Raw genomic sequence first — 19,578 nt, 5'->3', positions numbered from 1 at the left:
GCGCATCGACTCAGCTAGGGAGATCATGAAGGTATTCAGTCGGGTGCTGGTCGCGTTGGTTTTGGCGATAGCTGGGGCCGTCGGGTCGTTGTTTGTGGGTACGGGCACCTCTCACGCGGGGCTGGACAATGAGTTGAGTCTGGTCGATGGCAAAGACCGGACGTTGACGATTCAGCAGTGGGACACCTTTCTCAATGGGGTGTTTCCTCTTGACCGCAACCGGCTGACTCGTGAGTGGTTCCACAGTGGTCGGGCGAAGTACATCGTGGCCGGCCCGGGTGCTGATGAGTTCGAGGGGACCTTGGAGCTGGGGTATCAGATCGGCTTTCCGTGGTCGTTGGGTGTGGGCATCAATTTCAGCTACACCACGCCCAATATCTTGTTCGATCAGGCTCCGGCGAACCCTCTGTTGGCGTTCGAGCCTGGTAGCACGAACTTCATCACGACGCCGAACTTGTTTCCCGGGGTGTCGATCAGCGCCGATCTCGGTAACGGTCCGGGTATTCAGGAGGTTGCGACGTTCTCGGTGGACGTGGCCGGTCCCAGTGGCGGGGTGGCGGTGTCGAATGCGCACGGCACGGTGACCGGTGCTGCCGGTGGTGTGTTGTTGCGTCCGTTCGCCCGGCTTATCTCGTCGGCCGGTGACAGCGTCACCACCTACGGCGAGCCGTGGAACATGAACTGACTGGAAAACTCTCTCCCGAGCAACGCAACAGCCCCCGGAAACCTCCGGGGGCTGTTCGCTTTCTTCATGACCTGTCAGCGCTGGTGGTCTTGGCGGTGTCTGGCTCGGGACCGGTGCCGGGACCCGCGCTGTGTGCGCCCGAAGATCCGTTGGTCTCGGCCAGGATGTTGCGAATTTCGGTGAGCAAGGACAGTTCGGTGTCCTGGGCCTGCTCGACCTCGCCCTTCTTGCGCAGCCGGTTGTAAGGCAGAACGACGAGGAAGTACACGACGGCCGCGACGAGGATGAAGTTGATGGCCGCGGACAGCAGAACGTTCAGATCGATCGTCTGACCGCCGCCGATGCCGATGCGCAGAATGCCGTAGTCGGATTCGCCGCCCGCGCCGATACGGTTGATCAACGGCTGGATGACGCTATCGGTGAACTTGGTGACCAGCCCGGTGAACGCCGTACCGATGACCACCGCGACCGAAAGGTCGACGATATTGCCCCGGGCGAGGAACTCTTTGAAGCCCTTCAACATGTGTCAGATCCTCCCTGCCGTGGTGTGCGCTCGACAGTTACGCACGGTAACCGTATTGCCGCCGATCAGGGTCGAAATGACCGGTGCGGGAACGGCGCTTCAGTGCAGGGTGAGCGTCACCGTCGACACCAGTGTCGCGGCCGCTACCTCGTTGGCAGCGTGGGCGGGCAGCGCCACCAGAACCACGCGGTCGGTGCCGGCGCCTGTCCCCGAAGGCTTTTCAGAAACCAACACGACGATCGCGTCGCTCGCCACCACCCGCGGGCGGGTATCGGCTTCTTCGCTGGTGGCCAACACGTCGACCACGTCGCCCGGCCGGATCAGATCGAGCACCGCGGTCGCATCGAGCGACAGCGGCACGATGCGCGCTGTAGGACCCGCCGCCGCTTCGGCGAGTCGCGGCGTCAACAGGCGGACGTCGGTGAGCGCTTCGCCGCGGCGGACGGGGCCGGCCAGTGTGGCGCCGACGACTGCGCCGACATCGGTCTGGATGCCGTCGGGAACCGTTGCGGCGTCGCGCTTTTCAACACGAACGTCGCCAGTGCCCAGTTCGCTTCCCGGGCTCAGGTCGCGGGCGGCGACGATTGCGTCGACGTCCCGGTCATCGGGATCGGGACGCACCGCGGCAACTGCGGCGAGCACCACCAGAGCGCCCGCGGCGATGCGGCGGGCGAGCACCGTGCGCGTCCAGTCGGGCCGCACGATCTCGGTGATCCGATGCAGCGCCGACGGGTTGAGTGAATCCCCCATGCGGCCAAGTTAGGCAAGGCAGTGCGAGATCGGGCGGAATACTCGCGCGCCTGTGGATAACTCGGAGCGTCAGCTCGATGCGGCGGCCGCTGCCGGTGCGCTGGACGAGCTCGAGGAGCCGGTCGATGCGCTGGACCCGGCCGTGTCCGACGACTTCTTCTCCGACGACGAGGTCGACTCCGACGACGACGTCGACTCCGATGCGCTGGACCCGTTACCGGAGCCGTTCGACGAGCTCTTGGCGGATTCACGGCTGTCGGTGCGGTAGAAGCCGCTGCCCTTGAACACCACGCCTACGTTGCCGAAGAGTTTGCGCAGGCGGCCGTTGCACTTCTTGCACGTGGTCAGCGACGCGTCGCTGAACGCCTGGATCGCGTCGAACTTGTCGCCGCACTCGGTGCACGCATAGGAATACGTAGGCACGAGACCCCTCCCTGGTGGTCAAAACTGTTAGCACTCTACCGGCTCAAGTGCTAGAACCGCTACGTGGCGTGCGTCATTCCCCGTGGGACATTTCGGCCGAGCGCCACCAACCCGCGCCGCGGCGTCAGCGCGTGGGTCATCGGCACGTCGTGTGCTTCGGCGGGTAACCGGTCGACGAGTTCGTCGTCGCGGACCACCGCCACGAGCCGCGCCGACCCCGCCACCCACCGCAAGGACCGGTCGTAAAATCCTGCACCGCGGCCCAGTCGCACACCGCTGCGATCGACCGCCAGGGCGGGAACCAGCAGCGTGGTGGCGACCGCGATGGTCTCGGGCGCCAGCCATGGTTCTTCGGGTTCCAGGAGGCCGAACCGTCCCTTCGTCAACTCGCCGGGCGCGTATCGGCCCCACTGCAGCGGCTGGGGTACGCCCGCGGCGTCGCGCCTGGCGACCGGCAGCAGCACCCGCACACCGCGCCGATGAAGGGAGTCGACCATCTCGAGGGAGCCGGGTTCGGAGCCGACGGGTACATATGCGCAGACGGTCTCTTCGGCCGAGACGAGCGCCGTCACATGGCCGGTCAACATGTGCGCGTCGGCGTCGTGCTCGTGCGCGGTCTGAGCCCGGCGGGCCACCACAATCGAGGCCCGTAGCTCCGCCTTCGTCGCGCTCACGTCGTCTCCCCAATCGCTCCCAGCACGCCCGACCTCGCAATGTTCCACCTGCCCATGGACGTTAGTGTGTGAACGATGACACGGCCTCTCGTCACGATTCCCCAGACGGCGGTGGTCCCTGCGGCGGGCCTGGGCACGCGATTCCTGCCGGCCACCAAGACGGTCCCCAAGGAGCTGCTGCCGGTCGTCGACACACCGGGCATCGAGCTGGTCGCCGCGGAAGCGGCCGAGGCGGGCGCGGAACGGCTGATCATCATCACGTCGGAGGGCAAGGACGGCGTCGTCGCGCATTTCGTCGAGGACCTCGTGCTCGAGGGCACGTTGGAGGAGCGCGGCAAGAAGTTGATGCTGGAGAAGGTGCGCCGCGCACCGGCACTCATCAAGGTCGAGTCGGTGGTGCAGGCCGAGCCGCTGGGCCTCGGCCACGCCGTCAGCTGTGTGGAACCGAAACTGGGGCCCGATGAGGACGCGATCGCGGTGCTGCTGCCCGACGACCTCGTGCTGCCGACCGGCGTGCTCGAGACGATGTCGAAGGTGCGGGCCAAGCGCGGCGGTTCGGTGCTGTGTGCGATCGAAGTGCCGCCCGAGGAGATCAGCGCCTACGGCGTCTTCGACGTCGAACCCGTCACCGATAGCAACAACCCGAACGTGCTGCGCGTGAAGGGCATGTACGAGAAACCCAAGGCCGAGGACGCCCCGTCGCCGTACGCCGCGGCCGGTCGGTACGTGCTCGACCGGGCCATCTTCGACGCGCTGCGGCGGGTTCCGCGCGGCGCGGGCGGGGAGATCCAGCTGACCGACGCCGTCGCATTGCTCATCAACGAGGGCCACCCCGTGCACGTAGTCGTCCACCGCGGCTCTCGACACGACCTCGGAAATCCCGGAGGCTACCTCAAGGCTGCGGTTGACTTTGCGTTGAAGCGCGATGACTACGGGCCGGAACTCCGGCGGTGGTTGGTGGAGCGATTGGGGCTGATCGACTGCTGACAGCCCCGACGCATAGATAGGGGTGCGGTGCGTTCGGTCGAGGAACAGCAGGCACGAGTCGCGGCTGCGGCGGTGGCGCCGCGGCCGGTACGGGTGGCCATAGCCGAGGCGCAGGGTTTGATGTGCGCCGAGGAAGTGGTCACCGAGCGTCCGTTGCCCGGATTCGATCAGGCCGCGATCGACGGGTACGCGGTCCGCAGCGTCGATGTGCTCGGTGTCGGCGAGGACGGCAACGCGGCGGACGGGGAAGAGGCGTCCGATGCTGAAGTGAGCCTGCCGGTGATGGGACTGATCGAGGCCGGCGCCCGCACGCCCAGCAGGCTGCAGCCGCGCCAGGCCGCGCGCGTCCAGACCGGCGCCCCGATGCCGACGCTGGCCGACGCGGTGCTCCCGCTGCGCTGGACCGACGGCGGCAATGCCCGGGTCAGGGTGCTGCGTGGCGTGCGGTCGGGCGCCTATGTGCGGCGCACCGGCGACGACGTTCAACCCGGCGACGTCGCGGTGCGGTCCGGCACGATCATCGGACCGGCGCAGGTCGGCCTCCTGGCCGCGGTCGGCAGGGAGCGAGTGCTGGTGCATCCGCGGCCGCGGTTGTCCGTCATGTGCGTGGGCGGTGAACTCGTCGACATCTCCCGCACGCCCGGCAATGGTCAGGTCTACGACGTGAACTCCTACGCGTTGGCCGCCGCCGGGCGCGACGCGGGTGCCGAGGTGAACAGGGTCGGCATCGTCGACACCGATCCCAAGCGGCTGCGTGAAGTGGTCGAGGGTCAGCTCAACCGCGCCGAGGTGGTCGTCATCGCCGGGGCGGTAGGCGGGGCGGCCGCCGAGGGGGTCCGTTCGGTGCTCGCCGAGCTCGGGGAGATGGAGGTGACCCGCATCGCCATGCACCCCGGGTCGGTGCAGGGGTTTGGCCAGTTGGGCCGCGACGGCGTGCCGGTGTTCCTGTTGCCCGCCAACCCGGTCAGCGCCTTGGTGGTGTTCGAGGTCATGGTGCGTCCGCTGATCCGGCTGTCGCTGGGCAAGCGGCAGGCGCACCGCCGCATTGTGCAGGCCCGCACGTTGTCGCCGATCGAGTCGGTCGCGGGTCGGACGGGCTATCTGCGCGGTCAACTCCTGCGGGATCAGGACACCGGCGAATACCTCGTCCAGGCGCTCGGCGGAGCGCCCGGCGCGTCGCACTTGCTAGCGACGCTGGCCGAGGCGAACTGTCTCGTCATCGTGCCGACCGAAGCCGAATCGGTTCGCACCGGCGAGATCGTCGACGTCGCATTTCTGGCACAACGCGGCTGATCCGCGCGGGTGTCGACGTGAACCTGTGGCGGTCGAGTTCGGCACATCCGGGCTGGCCGATGTCCGCGGGACCGCTACGTGTGGCGGGCGGCGTGGTGCGGTTGCGTCCCGTCCGGCTGCGAGACGGTGCGCAATGGAGCCGCATCCGGCTGGCCGACCGCGCCCACCTGGAACCGTGGGAACCGGCTGCCGGGGTGGACTGGGAGACGCGCCACGCGATCACGTCGTGGCCCTCGGTGTGTTCGGGGCTGCGGTCTGAGGCGCGCAAGGGTCGGATGGTGCCCTTCGTGATCGAGTTGGACGACCAGTTCTGCGGTCAGCTCACGATCGGCAACGTCACCCATGGCGCGCTGCGCTCGGCCTGGATCGGGTACTGGGTGGCCAAGGCGGTGAACGGTGGCGGCGTCGCGACCGCTGCCCTGGCGTTGGGCGTCGACCATTGTTTCGGTCCGGTAGGCCTGCACCGGGTCGAAGCCACCGTACGCCCGGAAAACGCCGCCAGCCGTGCGGTTTTGGCGAAGGTCGGTTTTCGCGAGGAGGGGCTGTTGCGCCGGTATCTCGACGTCGACGGCGCCTGGCGCGATCACCTGCTGGTGGCCATCACGATCGAAGAGCTCAACGGATCGGCGGCCGCCACGCTGGTGCGCAAGGGGCGCGCCGAGTGGGCGTAGACGCGTGATTTCGCGAGACGTACAACAGGGTCGCGAACCGCGGCGAAGCACCACCCTGGTGTACGTCTCGAGAAAGGCGAACGCTCTTGGCTGTTACGAATGTGACATTTGTGACTGTTGGTGCTTGTCTTGGGTGAATTACAGGTGTGTAATTGCTTCGGCGCGCCGCCCACGGATGCGCAGGTCACAGACCTAGCCTTTAGGGGAAAGGAGCAGGCGACATGCCAAGCATCCCCCAATCTCTTCTGTGGATATCCCTCGTCGTCCTCTGGCTCTTCGTGCTCGTGCCGATGCTGATCAGCAAGCGCGACACCGTGCGCCGGACCAGTGATGTCGCGTTGGCGACGCGCGTGCTCAACAGCGGCCGCAACGCGCGACTGCTGAAACGTCGCGGCCCGGCAGCCGGCCATGCCAGCGATCCGGACTGGCGCCCGTCCGAAGAAGACCTCGACGAGGAGATCGAACCGGAACCCGTGGGCCGAGCGGTGGTGCGCGTCGCGGCCGTCGACGTCGAAGAAAGCGCGGAACCCGACTACCTCGACGTCGATGTCATCGGCGAAGACTCGGGCGCCCTGCCGGTTGGGGGGTCGGATCGGCAGGAACCCGAAAAGGACGAGCTCACACTGCAATTCGAGGAGCCGGCCGGCGAGTCCGTCGACGAGGCAGCCGTCGAGGACGACGGCGCCGAACCCGAACACGAACCCGAACCGGAACCCGATGATTCGGACGACGAGTACGACACCGTCGACGATTCATCTGGCCTCGAGGCGCCGTCCGAAACGGACCTGCGGATGGCAGACTCGTTGTCCGAGGCGCGCCGACGCCGGTACGAGTCGAAGACCGCCGCCGCGGTGAGCGAGCGCAAGTACCGGTTTCGCAAGCGGATGCTGACTACGCTCGGCGTGCTGCTGGTGGCGTCGGTTGCCGCGGCGTTCACACTGAGCCCGACGATGTGGTGGCTGTGTGGGGTACTCAGCGGTTTCACGGTGCTGTACCTGGGCTACCTGCGACGGCAAACCCGGATCGAGGAGCGGCTGCGTCGCAGGCGTGCGCAGCGCATCGCCCGCTCCCGGTTGGGTGTCGAGAACACCGATGACCACGAGTTCGACGTGGTACCGGCCCGCTTGCGGCGGCCCGGTTCGGTGGTCTTGGAGATCGACGACGAGGATCCGATCTTCGAGCACCTGGATTACGCACCGTTCGCGCGGCACTTCGACCTGCCGCGGGCCGCGGGCCAGTAGACCGAGGCCGCCCGTCGATTGTCGGCGGCCATCCGATGGCTGGTAGCCTGCTACCGGTATCAGGGGCTATGGCGCAGTTGGTAGCGCGACTCGTTCGCATCGAGTAGGTCAGGGGTTCGATTCCCCTTAGCTCCACAGAGTTTGATCAGGTCAGAGCGGAGGCCTTCACCCAGGCGCGATTGCTCAGCAGGCGCAGCCCGTTCAATGCAACGATGATCGTGGAACCCTCGTGACCTGCCACGCCGAGCGGCAGCGGAAGATGGCCGAACACATCCCACAAGACGAGCGTCGCGATGAAGGTCGCTGCGATGGCGAGATTGGCGATCACGACACGACGCGCACGGCGCGCCAACGCAATGATCGCCGGGATTGTCGCCAGCTCGTCCCGGACGGTGACGACGTCGGCGGTTTCCAAAGTGAGATCCGCGCCGGTGCGCCCCATGGCGACGGACCCGTGTGCGGCCGCCATGGCGGGTGCGTCGTTGATCCCGTCGCCAACGAACAGGACGCGTTCGCCACCGGTTTGGATTTGGCGCACTATGCGGACTTTCTCATCGGGAAGGAGGGCGGCGCGCACATCGGTAATGCCGACTTTCGTGGCCAAGTGTTGTGCTGCTCTCCGGGAATCGCCGGTCAACAGGACTGGCGGCTTCGAAGCGAGCCTGGCGATGTCCCGCACGAGTTCCTCGGCGCCGGGTCGCACGGTGTCGTCCAGGCCGAGCACCCCGATCGGCGTGCCATCGACGGCGACCATGACGGCGGTGGTGCCTCGCCTTTCCAGGTCATCGACGACTGGGGCGGTGGTCGAAAGTGATTGCGCGCTGAGCACTTCGACCGTCTGGCCCGAGAGGCGTGCACGCACACCGCGACCGGGTAGCGCCCGGAAGTCGGTGGCTGGCGCCGGTATGAGAACACGTGTCCGGGCGGCGTCGACGATCGCGCGACCGAGCGGGTGCTCGCTGAACTGCTCTGCGCCAGCTGCGATCCGCAACACGTCGTCCTCGGCGTAGTGGCCGTTGAGCGGCGTGACATGGGTGAGTTGCGGTGTGCCCGTTGTCAATGTGCCGGTCTTGTCGATGGCGACGTGGGTGACGTCGGCGAGGTGTTCCATCGCGACCGCCGATTTGACGAGGACGCCGTTCCTTCCGGCGGTGGCGATGGCCGACAGCAGCGGCGGCATGGTCGCCAGCACTACTGCGCACGGCGACGCGACGATCATGAATGTCATCGCCCGGAGCAACGTGGACGCAAGATCGCCACCGAGTAGCAACGGGATCGCAAACAGCGCGAGGGTCGCGACGACGACTCCGATGGAATAGCGCTGTTCGATCTTTTCGATGAACAGCTGGGTTCTGGCCTTGGTGGCCGACGCCTCGGCAACGAGGGCGACGATCCGAGCGACCACGGTGCCGGACGGGTCCTTGGTTACGCGAATGCACAGTGCGCCCGCCCCATTCAGGGTTCCCGCGAAGACCTCGTCATCGACCGACTTGCTCACCGGCAGCGGTTCACCGGTGACCGATGACTCGTCGACGTCGGATGTGCCGAGGATGACGACCCCGTCTGCGGGAAGCCGCTCACCGGGCCGCACACTCACGATGTCGCCGACGCGAAGATCCTCCGCGTTGACCGTTTCTTCGAATCCATCGGACTCGATGCGGACAGCACGATCCGGTGCGAGATCGAGCAATCCCTTGACCGAATCCTCTGTGCGTTTGGTCGCCGCGTCCTCCAACGCTCCCGAGATGGCGAAAATGACGATCAGCAGCGCACCGTCGAAGGTCTGACCGATACTCGCCGCGCCGACGGCCGCGACCACCATGAGCAAATCCACATCGAGTGTGCGTGCCCGTAACGCTTGCACGCCTTCCCAGGCCGGCGCCCAGCCGCCGGTGAGGTAACAGGCTAAATACGCCGTCCACGACAGCCACGCCGGACCGTCTGCCAGTTGAGTCACCAGCCCCGCCAAGAACAAGCCGAGGGCGGCAGCAGCCCACCGGACGGAACACACCGACCACAGGCCCGCCACACTGAACTGCGTCGTGCGGGCGTCGGATGTGCGCTCGGCCCGCACGGTGGTGGTGGTCATCGACCCGCCTTCCGGTGGCAATTCATCGCTACATCTAAACATGTAGAACTGTACATGTATGTGATCGGTCGAAGAACCGTGCTTCAATTGACGGCATGGGGCACGGAGTCGACGGCAGGGTGACTCCTCCGGCCACACTCGACGCAGCCTCGGCGGGCAAGATCGCCGAGACGTTGCAGGCCCTCGCCTCCCCCAACCGTTTGATGATCCTCACCCGGCTGCGGCGGTCTCCATGCTCAGTCGGAGAGTTGTCGACTGCGGTTGGAATGGAGCAGCCGGCGGTATCGCACCAACTCCGGCTCCTCCGCGCACTCGGGCTGGTCGCGGGTGACCGCAATGGCCGCAGCGTCGTCTACCGGCTCTACGACAATCACGTCGCTCAGCTTCTCGACGAGGCGGTTTACCACATCGAGCATCTACGCCTCGGCGCGACGGACACCACGGCCTGACGGCGAAAGATTGCTCTGTCGCAGCGCGCTGACTGGCCGTTTACAGTTTCGCGAAGCTGGGCACAGTTCGCGGCAGTGGGTGGTGATCGGTGAGGGTTGCGCCGGTGTCGCCCGCGAGGCGGTCAGCGGGGTCAACCTCTTTGTTGAGCAGACAGCTCTGCCTCGCTGAACCGTCGCCGTCGCGTTCGGCTACTTGCTCGCGGTCGTCGCGAGCCCGCCGTCGACGGGGATGACGGCTCCGGTGAGGAACGCACCGGCGCGGCTGGCGAGGTAGACCGCGATCCCCGCCATGTCATCGTCGCGCCCGATCCGTCGCAGCGGCGCCGACGCGGCGATCTCGTCGCCGAACGCATCGAGCGTGGCAGCCATCATCTTCGACGGAAATGCGCCTGGCGCAACGGCATTGACCGTGATGTGTTGCGGCCCCAGTTCGCGGGCCAGGACACGGGTGAGCTGATGAACCGCCGCCTTGCTGGCGCTGTAGGAGTACGTCGGCAGCTCGGGCACCCGGATGCCGTCGACGCTGCCGACGTTGATGACCCGGGCGGGATCGTCCGCTGTGCCCGCGGCGCGAAGGGCGGGCAGCAGCGCTTGCACAAGCCAGAACGGCGATTTGACGTTGACGTTGAGGATCTTGTCCCACGCGGAATCGGGGAAGCTCTCCAGTGGCTCGCCCCATGTGGCACCCGCGTTGTTGACGAGGATGTGCACTGGCTCGCCGGCGCCGGTCACCTCGTCGGCGAGCCGGCGACACTCGTCGTGCCGTGACAGGTCGGCGGGTATGGCTCGCACCTGCCCGAAACGGGACAGCTCGGCCGCTGCGCGCTCGCACGCGTCGGCCTTACGCGAGCTGATCACCACGCTGGCGCCCGCCTGCAGCAGCCCGCGGCTCATCATCACCCCGATGCCGCTCGTGCCACCGGTGACGACGGCGCGCTTGCCGGTGAGATCGAAAAGTTCTGTATGCGTGCTGAACTGACCGTCACCCATTGACAAGCGCCTCCGTGAATTGCGGTGGCGGCACTTGATACCGCCCCGTCGAGACTAGAAGATGAGCCCCGATGCCTTACTGGTGGCGGCGGCGAACTGCGCCTAGAACTTGTCGAACGACCCGAACTGATCGTCGAGGGCGCCAGCCAGGTCGCCAATCGGCTCGTCGCCGCCGTCGGCGCCGGCCTCTTCGAGTTTGGCGATCGCGTCGTTGACGCCCTTCACATAGGTGGCGTGGTGCTTGCTGTGGTGAATCTCGTTGATCTGTCCCGAGATGTGCGGTTCCAGGGCGCCGTAATCGAAAGCTTCGGCGTGCGGAGGGGAGCCTCCGCGCAGCCATGTGCGCGGGGCAATACCTGTCTAAGTGTTCAGATGTTGTGCTAACTTGAGGTTGCGGGCGGCCGTGGAGTACATCGATGCAGCACATCATGTTGCGACTTGTCTTCAGACGGGTGGCGGAGCGCCGCGGCCGGCCCGCGCCAATCCGCACGATTTGCTGATGGGTCGATCCGGTGATTGCCCACCCGACCGGCGCGGCTGACCGGCGACCCGCACCGCTTCTTGCTCGTGGCGACGAGCAGCCCGTAGCCTCGTGAGGTGGCCGGCCTGACCGGCGTTCGCGCCGACGAACTCACTGCGTTGGAAATCTTCGGTGGCTACCGGGTCGAGGACCTTGTGCCACTCGCAGCCCAGCTGACTCCGCTCAACGCCGCCTCCGGTCAGGTGCTCATGCACCAGGGCGAACTCGCGCTGTCATTCCTGTTGATCGGCTCGGGCGCGGCCGAGGTCACGCACGTCGGAGACGACGGGCACGACACCATCGCGAAACTGACGCCGGGCATGATCGTCGGCGAAATCGCACTGCTGCGGGACACGACGCGGACCGCGACGGTGATCGCCACCGAAGCGGTGCGCGGGTGGGTGGGTGGACGCGAGGCGTTCGCGACCCTGCTCGAGATCCCCGGCATGCTCGACCGGCTGTTGAGCACCGCCCGGCAGCGCCTCGCCGCGTACGTCACCCCTATTTCCGTCCGGATGCGTGACGGAAGCGAGTTGCACTTGCGCCCGGTGCTGCCCGGCGACAGCGAACGGACCTCCAAGGGTCCTGTCGAATTCTCCAGCGAGACGCTGTACCGGCGCTTCCAATCGATGCTCGTTCCGAGCAGATCCCTGATGCGCTACCTGTTCGAGGTCGACTACGAACACCATTTCGTCTGGGTGATGACCGACGGTCCCGCCGGTCCGGTGGTCGCCGATGCGCGTCTGGTTCGCGACGAGGCGGATCCCGCCGTCGCCGAGGTCGCGTTCACCGTCGCCGATGCCTACCAGAACAACGGTATCGGGTCATTCCTCATGGGGGCACTCGCGATCGCCGCGAATTGTCTTGGCGTCGAACGCTTCACGGCGCGAGTGCTCACCGACAACTATCCCATGCGCACCATCCTCACCCGTCACGGCGCACGATGGCATCGAGAGGACCTCGGGGTGGTCACCACGACCATCGACGTGCCGCGCCCGACGGATCCGCCGTTCTCGACGGAACTGACCAAGCAGATCCGCAAAATGGCGACTCAGGTAGTGCGGTCGGTCGGCTGATGCGCGTTCCCTTGTCCAAGGACACCCGATTGTGCATCTCGCTGGCGGGCCGGCCGAGCAACATCGGTACCCGGTTCCACAACTACCTCTACGACCTGCTCGGATTGGACTTCATCTACAAGGCTTTCACCACAACGGATCTCGCGGCGGCGATCGGGGGAGTGCGGGCGCTGGGCATCCGCGGTTGCTCGGTGTCGATGCCGTTCAAGCAGGATGTGCTGCCGCTGGTCGACGAGATCGAGCAGTCGGCCCGCTCCATCGGCGCTGTCAACACGATCGTGAACGACGAGGGCCGGCTCACCGCGTCGAATACCGATTATCTTGCAGTGCAGACCCTTATCGCCGAGAACGGATTACAGCCGTCGCAGTCCGTGCTGGTGTACGGCAGCGGTGGCATGGCCAGTGCGGTCGGGGCCGCGTTCCGCGACGCCGGTTTCGACCGAGGCGCAATCGTGGCCAGAAATCCCGACACCGGACGTCCTTTGGCCGACAGGCTCGGCTACGACTACATCGCCGACGTCGGCGCGCGCTCCGCGGACATACTCGTCAACGTCACCCCGGTGGGGATGGCCGGCGGTCCCGAGGCGAACGGAATCGCCTTCGGCGAGCCCATCATCGCCGACGCGCACACCGTCTTCGATGTGGTGGCGATGCCGTCCGAGACGCCGCTCATCAAGGCCGCGCGCGAGGCAGGCGTCGGCGTCATTACGGGCGCCGAGGTCATCGCACTGCAGGCCGCCGAGCAGTTCGAGCGTTATACCGGGGTTCGGCCGTCGGCCGAACAGATCATGGCAGCGTCCGCGGTCGCGCGCGCCTGAGTCACGGTGTGATCCTGGTTTGTTCGTCGATGACGCCCGTCGCGTCCATCAGCGCCGTCATCTGGTCCTCGCGGCCGTCGGCGTTGAGTTGCAGCACGTACAGCCCGTCTTGTCCTGGGATCACGACGGTCTTCTGTGCGATCGCCCTGACGGTGCCGTCTTTCGTGTATGTGCCGCCGATTTGCACCGCTTCGAAATCGGAGAGCGTGGACGGCGAACCTTCCTGTGCGCCATCGTATCCGGGTAGGTTCTTGATCTCCCCGGGCGCGTATTCCAGGATCTTCGCGGGGTCGACGTTGCCGGTCAGCTTCGACACCAACGCGATGATGGTCGGAGGATCCTCCGCCATGGCAGGGTCATCGGAAACGATTGCGCCATAGGCCCATTGGGGTGTGCGTGGTCCGGCGTCGCTCCACCCGGGCGGGAAGGGCAGGTCGATGGTCGGCGAACCGGGGTCGCCGCGCTTGACCGGGGTCTCCGTGATCCCGTTCTCGCGGATGTAGTCGACGATCGTGTAATTGGCGCCCTGGGACTGAGGTGTGGGTGTAGGCGGTGCGGGCGAGGCACTGGTCTCCTCGGAGGTTGTCGCCTCCGACGACTTCGTCGCCTCGCCTTCGGTGTTCGAGCTGCAGCCGGCGAGGCCAAGCCCGAGTGCCACGGCCGCGATTGCGATGACGCCGGCCCTCATAGACGTGCTCATTTGCTCCTCCATCGGTGTGGTCTGCGCCGTAGCCTACGGCCGCCTACGTCATTTTCAGTCGAAAACGCGGGTAACAGCGGTTACGCGGTTGTTACCGTTGGGAAGGACATTTTGCTGTGGGCCTCCAGCGTGGTTAGCTGGGCAGGGTTTTGCGGGGTAACGGCGACGGGGTGGGAGAGAGACGCGATGCAGGGGCAGAGTAGGCGACCGAAGACGACATTGCGTTTGAAGACGACATTGCGTTCGTTGGCAGCGATGGTCTTGGCGGTGTTCGCAGCGATCGCCTTGGCCGTCGCGTGGACGACGGCGACCGCGGTCCAGCTCGCGGCGAGCGCGTTGATCATGGGCGGTACGGAACACCCGTTGACCACCCCGCCCGATGACCCCGCGTACATCAGCGAGTACCTGCAGAACGCCGTCAACGGATTCATCAACCCGGCCTCGGACAGGGTGACGACCAGCCCCGATGTGCCGCCCATCGGCGAGGTGGACGAGAACGTCTACGCCGTTGTCTATCCTGCAGCGTTCTTCCCGGTGTTCGGCACCAAGACCTTCGACCGTTCGGTCGCAGAGGGTGTGACCAGCTTGGAGGGGTGTGTCCGCGGGAATTCGAACTGCCGGTTCAACAAAGATGCCAGCTACAACGTCGACCCGGAAGGGCCCACGCCGCCCCCGTCCGCGGATGAGGACTACGTCATCTTCGGCTACTCGCAAAGCGCGGTGGTGGCTTCGCTGGTCAAGAGGGAACTGATTGCTGATCCCAGAGAAGACGGCGAGACGTCGTTCTTCCTGCTGGCCAACCCGATGCGTCCCAACGGCGGCATCCTGGCACGAGGGCCCGATGGCCTCACGATCCCGATCATCGGCATCACCTTCTACGGCGCAACCCCGACGAACTCCTGCGAGGGGAACGGGCCGTGTATGCCGACAACCGACGTCGCCGCGCAGTACGACGGCCTCGGGGGTGACGCACCCGCCAGCCTCACCAACGTTTTGGCCATCCTCAACGCCGCAGCCGGCTATTACTACCTTCACGGTGACCTGCAGAACGCCGATCTGGACGGGGCGTTGTATCAGGGAACGACCGGTGACACCGACTACTACCTCTACCCGACCAAGCGGCTGCCGATCCTGATGCCATTCGAAGCCTTCGTGCCGTCGCCGATTCTGACGGCTCTGGACGCACCGCTTCGCGTGCTGATCGAGGGCGCCTACGCCCGCGACGTACCACCCGGTGTCGCGACGAAGGTGGGTCTGCTCCCGTTCAGGAACCCGATCAAGACGGCGATCAATCTGGTGAAGTCCATCCCGACGGGTCTCGACGACGGGATCGAGGAGGTCTCTGGAAGTCGCCCCCTGGGTACCGAGAAGACGACCAGCCCCTTCGGCGTCGGCGGACCGGAATTGCCGGACCCACCGGGAGACGACACCGCGACCACGATGATGTGGTCACGCGCGGGAGACGCCGACCGGATCGACCCCGTCGGCAGTGGGACACCACCTGCCGGTCAGGGCGAGTCCTCGGGTGACCCACTTGAACAGAATCCGTTGCAGGGCAATCCCATCCAGGTCGTCCAGAGTCCGGCACAGTCCGGCAACGGAGAAACGACGAAGCTCCCCGAGGAGGCAGTCGACGGTGCGGGCGCCGAGACGCCCGGAACCGGTGTCCTCACCGGCGAGTCCCCGAGGGCCGGCGTTAAGCCCGCGCCTCCCAAACTGCCGAAGCTGCCCAGGTTGCCGAAACTGCGCGAGTCGATCAAGTTCGATCCACCGGTTCGGCTGGGTCAGTCGCCCGCTGCTCGGCCGGATCGAACGGGAACCGGTGGCGCTGAGACGGTTTCGGAGCCCGGCAACCAGCCGGCCGGCGCCGGCCCCGGCGGCGGGTCCGGCGCGGAGGGCGCCGCTGCTTGACGGACGCGGTCAGCGGGAACAGTCGAGCGAGACCATGATCCACCTGCTCACCACGACCGTCGTGGCCGCCGTCGTCGCGGTCCTGATGGTTTGGGCGAGTGCGTGCGGAACCCGGCCCGATCCCTCTCCGGCCGATCATCCGTCATCCGACACCCCTGCCCCGATCAACCCGGCCAGAATCGACCGGGCGCGCACCGTCCTGCCCGCCGGATATGAGGTGACCGACCTGGTCGGCCCCATCGGCCCCGTCACCGCGTGGGGATACGGCGCGCAGTGGACCACCGATCCGCAGACCTGCGCCGCGCTGGCCGACCCCGCCGCTGGCGCGGTGAGCACCGAGGGCTGGTCGGCTTCGGGTCCGGGCGGCATCGTCTACGCCGTCGTCGCCACCGCGCCGGGGGATCTCGACCGGACGGTGGTCGACGAGTGCGGACGCTGGACGATTTCGGGCGGACGCAGCACGGGGAGCGTCAGGCTCGAACCCGCCCCGGCCATCGACGGCGCGTCGAGCATCGCGATGGCGACATCGAGCAGAACCGTCGTCGAAGGCGGCACCGAAACGCTGTCGCACGCCGATACCGTCACCGCATATCTGGGTGACCACGTCGCGTTCGTCGCCGTCGTCACCGACCCCGGTTCGCCCGATCCCCAACTCGGTTCGGATTTCGCCGCGCATCTGCTGACCGAAACGGTGTCCGCGTTGCGGGGCTGAGCCGTCGTCTCCCGGTACATTGTGCGGCGATGTCGAAGAGGGCCATGGTCGCGGTGGTGTGCGTCGCTGCGCTCACCGCGTGTGCGACCGGCGAATCGAGCGACGACCTGTCGCGCGCCGACATCGCCCGCGTCAAGGATGTGCGGACGAGCTTCGGACCCGGCTTCACCGTCACCGACATCGGCCCGACCGGTATCGACCCACGTCTGCTGGCCCGGCAGGAACTGCCCAAGGGGATGAAGTTCGAGCCACCCGACTGCGCGTCGTTCGCCGATCAGCAGATGGTGCCCGCGGGCGCCAAGGGCAATATGGCGGCGACGACGGCCGAGGGTGAAGGCAACCGGTTCATCACGATCGCCGTCGAAACCTCAGAAGCCGCCTCGGTGGATGCGCCTGCCGAGAACTGCCGCAAGGTGGGGTTCGCGGGCGGTGCGATGCGCGGGCTGGTCGAGGTCGTCGAGGCGCCGCAGATCGAGGGCGCGCAGACGCTGGGAACTCATCGAGTGGTGCAGACGACGGTGGACGGTGGGCCTCGCACCGGCGAGCTGTACAACTACCTCGCCAGCTTCGGTCCCTTCCTGGTGATCGTCACCGCGAACCCATTGGTGCTGCCGGACAAACCCGTCGCGAAGGTGGACACCCAGCGTGCCCGCGACCTGCTGGTCGCCGCGGTGAACGCGGTCAGGGCTTAACGCACGTCGTGCGGACGGAACTGGATGCTGATCCGGGCGCCGACGGGCCGCGTCGTCTTGGGGATGGCGTGTTCCCACGTGCGCTGGCACGATCCGCCCATCACGAGCAGATCCCCGTGTGCGTGCTGCAGGCGTAGCGACTTGCCGCCGCCGCGTGGTCGCAGCGCGAACGTTCTGGTGGCGCCGAGCCCGATGATCGCGACCATGGTGTCGTCGGTGCTGCTGCGGCCAATGGTGTCGCCGTGCCAGGCGACGCTGTCGTTGCCGTCGCGGTACAGGCACAGGCCCACGGTGGTGAACGGTTCGCCGAGCTCTCCCGCATAGGCGTCGTTGAGGCGACGCCGAAGTTGCTTGAGCCGTGGATGCGGCGGCGGGTCGTCGACCAGGTTGTGGAAGCTGATCAGTCGGGGAACGTCGACGACGCGGTCGTACATCGGTCGGCGCTCGGCGCGCCACGGGATGACCTCGGAGAGCTCTTTGAACAACGAGTCGGCGTCGTCCAACCACCCGGACCGAAAGTCGATCCAGGCCCCGTTGCCGAGATGGCGGCGTTCGGCGTGCTCGAACAGCGAGCTCTGCAGCGCCGGCTCCATGACGCGATCCTATCGCACAGGCGTTCGATATGTCAGAGCCGCACCGCGCCGGGCCCTTGTTCGGCGAGGACGTCTCCGGGGTTGGTCAGGGCGCATGTCTTCAGGCTCAGGCAGCCGCAGCCGATGCAGCCGGTCAGATTGTCGCGCAACCGCTGCAGATGCAGGATGCGATCGTCGAGGTCTTGGCGCCAGCCCGCCGACAGTCTCGCCCAGTCCTTCCTCGTCGGCACCCGGTCGGTGGGCAGGGTGGCCAGCGCTTCTCGGATGCGGGACAAAGGGATTCCGAGCCGCTGCGACATCCGGATGAACGCGACGCGGCGCAACGTCTCCCGCGCATAGCGACGCTGGTTTCCCGAGGTGCGTCTGCTGTGGATGAGGCCTTGGCGCTCGTAGAAGTGCAGTGCCGAAACCGCGACACCGCTGCGGGCGGACAGTTCGCCGGGAGTCAGCTCGTGAATCAACTCCATAACATCAACCATAGTTGAGGTGGGGTCGCGGGTTACGGTGCTAGATGTGACGTTGGGCTGCGACTCCGAGGTGGGTCGGCTGGCTGCGGTCATCCTGCACCGGCCCGGGGCCGAGTTGCAGCGGTTGACGCCGCGCAACAACGATGCGCTGCTGTTCGACGGGCTGCCGTGGGTGGCCAGGGCGCAGCAGGAGCACGACGCGTTCGCCGCGCTGTTGACCGACCGCGGAGTGGAGGTGATGCTGCTCGCCGACCTGTTGACTGAGGCGCTGTCGCACAGCGGGGCGGCCAGGATGCACGGGATCGCGGCGGCGGTCGACCCGCGACGGCTGGGTTTGCCACTGGCGCAGGAGCTTTCGGCGTACCTGCGCTCGCTGGAGGCGGCGCCGCTGGCGCATGTGCTGATGGCGGGTATGACGTTCAACGAGCTGCCGCTCTCAGGTGCCGAGCTGTCGCTGGTGCGGCGAATGCATCACGGAGCCGATTTCGTCATCGATCCGCTGCCGAACCTGTTGTTCACGCGCGACTCGTCGTTCTGGATCGGCCCCAGGGTGGCGATCACGTCGTTGGCGCTGCCGGCGCGGGTGCGCGAAACCTCGCTGACCGACGTGATTTACGCGCACCATCCTCGATTCCTCGGTGTTCGACGGGCCTACGAGTCACGGTCGGCGCCCGTCGAGGGTGGAGATGTGCTGCTGCTGGCGCCGGGGGTTGTGGCCGTGGGAGTGGGGGAGAGGACCACGCCTGCGGGCGCGGAAGCCTTGGCGCGCAGCTTGTTCGACGACGACCTGGCGCATACCGTGCTCGCGGTGCCGATCGCACAGTCGCGGGCGCAGATGCATCTCGACACCGTGTGCACGATGGTCGACGTCGACGCGGTGGTGATGTACCCGCCGGTCGTCGATTCGTTGGCTGCGTTCACGATTCACCGTGACGGTAGTGGGGGAGTGCGCATCGACGATGCAGTGCCGTTCGTGGACGCGGCCGCGACGGCGATGGGTATCGACCGGTTGCGCGTCATCGCCACGGGATTGGACCCGGTGACCGCCGAGCGTGAACAGTGGGACGACGGCAACAACACGCTCGCGCTCGCGCCGGGTGTGGTGGTCGCGTACGAGCGCAACGTCGAAACCAACGCGCGGTTGACGGACGCGGGCATCGAGGTGCTGCCGATCCAGGCGTCGGAGCTGGGCACCGGCCGCGGCGGCCCGCGGTGCATGTCGTGCCCGGCCGGCCGCGACCCGCTCTGAGTCGCCGCGAGTCAGCGCTCGGGCCGGGTACTTCGCGAGACGTACACCAGGGCAGCGGAATCCGC

At 66.7% G+C, this 19,578-nt stretch carries 21 protein-coding genes, 1 tRNA gene and 1 pseudogene; 13 read left to right on the top strand and 10 right to left on the bottom strand.

Going from position 1 to position 19,578, the window contains the following annotated elements; genetic code table 11:
- The first annotated feature begins 25 nt into the window (after window positions 1-25).
- On the top strand, window positions 26-685 hold the full coding sequence (locus tag AU193_RS09520; protein ID WP_064422115.1) for an MspA family porin: 660 nt from the start codon (window positions 26-28) through the stop codon (window positions 683-685).
- A gap of 64 nt (window positions 686-749) precedes the next feature.
- On the opposite strand, the gene mscL is transcribed toward AU193_RS09520, so the two are convergent.
- The 4 genes from mscL to AU193_RS09500 form a co-directional block, all read right to left on the bottom strand.
- On the bottom strand, window positions 750-1,208 hold the full coding sequence (gene mscL, locus AU193_RS09515; protein ID WP_064422114.1) for a large-conductance mechanosensitive channel protein MscL: 459 nt from the start codon (window positions 1,206-1,208) through the stop codon (window positions 750-752).
- Window positions 1,209-1,307: 99 nt separating this feature from the next.
- The gene (locus tag AU193_RS09510) at window positions 1,308-1,958 is read right to left on the bottom strand and encodes an SAF domain-containing protein (RefSeq protein ID WP_064422113.1); all 651 of its coding nucleotides are present in this window, start codon (window positions 1,956-1,958) and stop codon (window positions 1,308-1,310) included.
- 69 nt (window positions 1,959-2,027) lie between these two features.
- The gene (locus AU193_RS22795) at window positions 2,028-2,381 is read right to left on the bottom strand and encodes an FmdB family zinc ribbon protein (protein WP_082682903.1); all 354 of its coding nucleotides are present in this window, start codon (window positions 2,379-2,381) and stop codon (window positions 2,028-2,030) included.
- Window positions 2,382-2,440: 59 nt separating this feature from the next.
- Window positions 2,441-3,055 carry a 5-formyltetrahydrofolate cyclo-ligase gene (locus tag AU193_RS09500; RefSeq protein WP_064422111.1) on the bottom strand — a complete coding sequence of 205 codons (615 nt, stop codon included), beginning with the start codon at window positions 3,053-3,055 and terminating at the stop codon, window positions 2,441-2,443.
- 75 nt (window positions 3,056-3,130) lie between these two features.
- Between AU193_RS09500 and AU193_RS09495 the strand changes: the two genes are divergently transcribed.
- The 5 genes from AU193_RS09495 (at window position 3,131) to AU193_RS09475 (ending at window position 7,382) form a co-directional block, all read left to right on the top strand.
- Window positions 3,131-4,042 carry a UTP--glucose-1-phosphate uridylyltransferase gene (locus AU193_RS09495; RefSeq protein ID WP_064422110.1) on the top strand — a complete coding sequence of 304 codons (912 nt, stop codon included), beginning with the start codon at window positions 3,131-3,133 and terminating at the stop codon, window positions 4,040-4,042.
- 27 nt (window positions 4,043-4,069) lie between these two features.
- Window positions 4,070-5,335 (top strand): gephyrin-like molybdotransferase Glp, encoded by a 1,266-nt coding sequence (gene glp, locus AU193_RS09490; RefSeq protein WP_064422109.1) that lies wholly within the window; start codon window positions 4,070-4,072, stop codon window positions 5,333-5,335.
- Between the two features lie 17 nt (window positions 5,336-5,352).
- Complete coding sequence (locus tag AU193_RS09485; protein ID WP_064422108.1) at window positions 5,353-6,006, top strand: GNAT family N-acetyltransferase; 654 nt, start codon at window positions 5,353-5,355, stop codon at window positions 6,004-6,006.
- A gap of 221 nt (window positions 6,007-6,227) precedes the next feature.
- Window positions 6,228-7,247 carry a gephyrin-like molybdotransferase receptor GlpR gene (glpR, locus tag AU193_RS09480; protein WP_064422107.1) on the top strand — a complete coding sequence of 340 codons (1,020 nt, stop codon included), beginning with the start codon at window positions 6,228-6,230 and terminating at the stop codon, window positions 7,245-7,247.
- Window positions 7,248-7,309: 62 nt separating this feature from the next.
- Window positions 7,310-7,382, top strand: a tRNA-Ala gene (locus AU193_RS09475).
- A 10-nt stretch (window positions 7,383-7,392) separates the two neighbouring features.
- On the opposite strand, the gene AU193_RS09470 is transcribed toward AU193_RS09475, so the two are convergent.
- Window positions 7,393-9,336, bottom strand: a complete 1,944-nt coding sequence (locus AU193_RS09470; protein ID WP_064422106.1) for a heavy metal translocating P-type ATPase — start codon at window positions 9,334-9,336, stop codon at window positions 7,393-7,395.
- 95 nt (window positions 9,337-9,431) lie between these two features.
- Here AU193_RS09470 and AU193_RS09465 point away from each other — a divergent pair, with 95 nt between their 5' ends.
- The gene (locus tag AU193_RS09465) at window positions 9,432-9,785 is read left to right on the top strand and encodes a metalloregulator ArsR/SmtB family transcription factor (RefSeq protein ID WP_064422105.1); all 354 of its coding nucleotides are present in this window, start codon (window positions 9,432-9,434) and stop codon (window positions 9,783-9,785) included.
- Between the two features lie 189 nt (window positions 9,786-9,974).
- Here AU193_RS09465 and AU193_RS09460 read toward each other — a convergent pair whose 3' ends face one another.
- Both AU193_RS09460 and AU193_RS22790 read right to left on the bottom strand, forming a co-directional pair.
- Window positions 9,975-10,775, bottom strand: coding sequence for an SDR family oxidoreductase (locus AU193_RS09460; RefSeq protein WP_064422104.1), 801 nt, complete (start codon window positions 10,773-10,775; stop codon window positions 9,975-9,977).
- A gap of 105 nt (window positions 10,776-10,880) precedes the next feature.
- Window positions 10,881-11,111: pseudogene (locus AU193_RS22790) on the bottom strand (hypothetical protein); the annotation flags it as partial.
- Window positions 11,112-11,372: 261 nt separating this feature from the next.
- Between AU193_RS22790 and AU193_RS09455 the strand changes: the two are divergent.
- Both AU193_RS09455 and AU193_RS09450 read left to right on the top strand, forming a co-directional pair.
- Window positions 11,373-12,371, top strand: a complete 999-nt coding sequence (locus AU193_RS09455; protein ID WP_064422103.1) for a GNAT family N-acetyltransferase — start codon at window positions 11,373-11,375, stop codon at window positions 12,369-12,371.
- On the top strand, window positions 12,371-13,189 hold the full coding sequence (locus tag AU193_RS09450) for a shikimate 5-dehydrogenase (protein ID WP_172798254.1): 819 nt from the start codon (window positions 12,371-12,373) through the stop codon (window positions 13,187-13,189). Before AU193_RS09455 ends, AU193_RS09450 begins: the two co-directional genes overlap by 1 nt.
- A 1-nt stretch (window position 13,190) precedes the next feature.
- Here the strand turns inward: AU193_RS09450 and AU193_RS09445 are convergent, their stop codons facing one another.
- Complete coding sequence (locus AU193_RS09445) at window positions 13,191-13,889, bottom strand: LpqN/LpqT family lipoprotein (RefSeq protein ID WP_064422102.1); 699 nt, start codon at window positions 13,887-13,889, stop codon at window positions 13,191-13,193.
- 255 nt (window positions 13,890-14,144) lie between these two features.
- Between AU193_RS09445 and AU193_RS09440 the strand changes: the two genes are divergently transcribed.
- Genes AU193_RS09440 through AU193_RS09430 form a run of 3 tightly spaced genes read left to right on the top strand, consistent with a single transcriptional unit; the run spans window position 14,145 to window position 17,204 of the window.
- Entirely contained in the window at window positions 14,145-15,800 is a 1,656-nt protein-coding gene (locus AU193_RS09440) for a PE-PPE domain-containing protein (RefSeq protein WP_064422101.1), read from the top strand.
- Between the two features lie 34 nt (window positions 15,801-15,834).
- Window positions 15,835-16,512: a DUF5642 family protein gene (locus tag AU193_RS09435; RefSeq protein ID WP_172798253.1), complete on the top strand. Its 678-nt coding sequence runs from the start codon at window positions 15,835-15,837 to the stop codon at window positions 16,510-16,512.
- Between the two features lie 29 nt (window positions 16,513-16,541).
- Window positions 16,542-17,204 (top strand): DUF5642 family protein, encoded by a 663-nt coding sequence (locus AU193_RS09430; RefSeq protein WP_064422100.1) that lies wholly within the window; start codon window positions 16,542-16,544, stop codon window positions 17,202-17,204.
- On the opposite strand, the gene AU193_RS09425 is transcribed toward AU193_RS09430, so the two are convergent.
- Window positions 17,201-17,797: an alpha-ketoglutarate-dependent dioxygenase AlkB gene (locus AU193_RS09425; RefSeq protein ID WP_064422099.1), complete on the bottom strand. Its 597-nt coding sequence runs from the start codon at window positions 17,795-17,797 to the stop codon at window positions 17,201-17,203. The two genes, AU193_RS09430 and AU193_RS09425, sit on opposite strands and share 4 nt — an antisense overlap.
- A gap of 32 nt (window positions 17,798-17,829) precedes the next feature.
- Window positions 17,830-18,264 (bottom strand): redox-sensitive transcriptional activator SoxR, encoded by a 435-nt coding sequence (gene soxR, locus AU193_RS09420; protein ID WP_064422098.1) that lies wholly within the window; start codon window positions 18,262-18,264, stop codon window positions 17,830-17,832.
- A gap of 37 nt (window positions 18,265-18,301) precedes the next feature.
- On the opposite strand from soxR, the gene arcA reads away from it, so the two are divergent.
- A complete protein-coding gene (gene arcA, locus AU193_RS09415; protein WP_064422097.1) occupies window positions 18,302-19,513 on the top strand; it encodes an arginine deiminase in 1,212 nt (403 codons plus the stop codon).
- Window positions 19,514-19,578: the final 65 nt, after the last annotated feature.

Origin of the sequence: Mycobacterium sp. GA-1285 (genome assembly GCF_001499905.1) — a bacterium.
Lineage (GTDB): Bacteria > Actinomycetota > Actinomycetes > Mycobacteriales > Mycobacteriaceae > Mycobacterium.
Note: the sequence above shows the minus strand (reverse complement) of the source record. Positions and strands in the feature narration are given on the sequence as shown.

Bases quoted from the DNA above. Each gene is read 5' to 3' on its own strand.
- AU193_RS09520 (WP_064422115.1), top strand. From the start codon at position 26: ATGAAGGTATTCAGTCGGGTGCTGGTCGCGTTGGTTTTGGCGATAGCT.
- mscL (WP_064422114.1), bottom strand. From the start codon at position 1,208: ATGTTGAAGGGCTTCAAAGAGTTCCTCGCCCGGGGCAATATCGTCGAC.
- AU193_RS09510 (WP_064422113.1), bottom strand. From the start codon at position 1,958: ATGGGGGATTCACTCAACCCGTCGGCGCTGCATCGGATCACCGAGATC.
- AU193_RS09495 (WP_064422110.1), top strand. From the start codon at position 3,131: ATGACACGGCCTCTCGTCACGATTCCCCAGACGGCGGTGGTCCCTGCG.
- glpR (WP_064422107.1), top strand. From the start codon at position 6,228: ATGCCAAGCATCCCCCAATCTCTTCTGTGGATATCCCTCGTCGTCCTC.
- AU193_RS09470 (WP_064422106.1), bottom strand. From the start codon at position 9,336: ATGACCACCACCACCGTGCGGGCCGAGCGCACATCCGACGCCCGCACG.
- AU193_RS09465 (WP_064422105.1), top strand. From the start codon at position 9,432: ATGGGGCACGGAGTCGACGGCAGGGTGACTCCTCCGGCCACACTCGAC.
- AU193_RS09460 (WP_064422104.1), bottom strand. From the start codon at position 10,775: ATGGGTGACGGTCAGTTCAGCACGCATACAGAACTTTTCGATCTCACC.
- AU193_RS09450 (WP_172798254.1), top strand. From the start codon at position 12,371: ATGCGCGTTCCCTTGTCCAAGGACACCCGATTGTGCATCTCGCTGGCG.
- AU193_RS09445 (WP_064422102.1), bottom strand. From the start codon at position 13,889: ATGAGCACGTCTATGAGGGCCGGCGTCATCGCAATCGCGGCCGTGGCA.
- AU193_RS09440 (WP_064422101.1), top strand. From the start codon at position 14,145: ATGGTCTTGGCGGTGTTCGCAGCGATCGCCTTGGCCGTCGCGTGGACG.
- AU193_RS09435 (WP_172798253.1), top strand. From the start codon at position 15,835: ATGATCCACCTGCTCACCACGACCGTCGTGGCCGCCGTCGTCGCGGTC.
- AU193_RS09430 (WP_064422100.1), top strand. From the start codon at position 16,542: ATGTCGAAGAGGGCCATGGTCGCGGTGGTGTGCGTCGCTGCGCTCACC.
- AU193_RS09425 (WP_064422099.1), bottom strand. From the start codon at position 17,797: ATGGAGCCGGCGCTGCAGAGCTCGCTGTTCGAGCACGCCGAACGCCGC.
- soxR (WP_064422098.1), bottom strand. From the start codon at position 18,264: ATGGAGTTGATTCACGAGCTGACTCCCGGCGAACTGTCCGCCCGCAGC.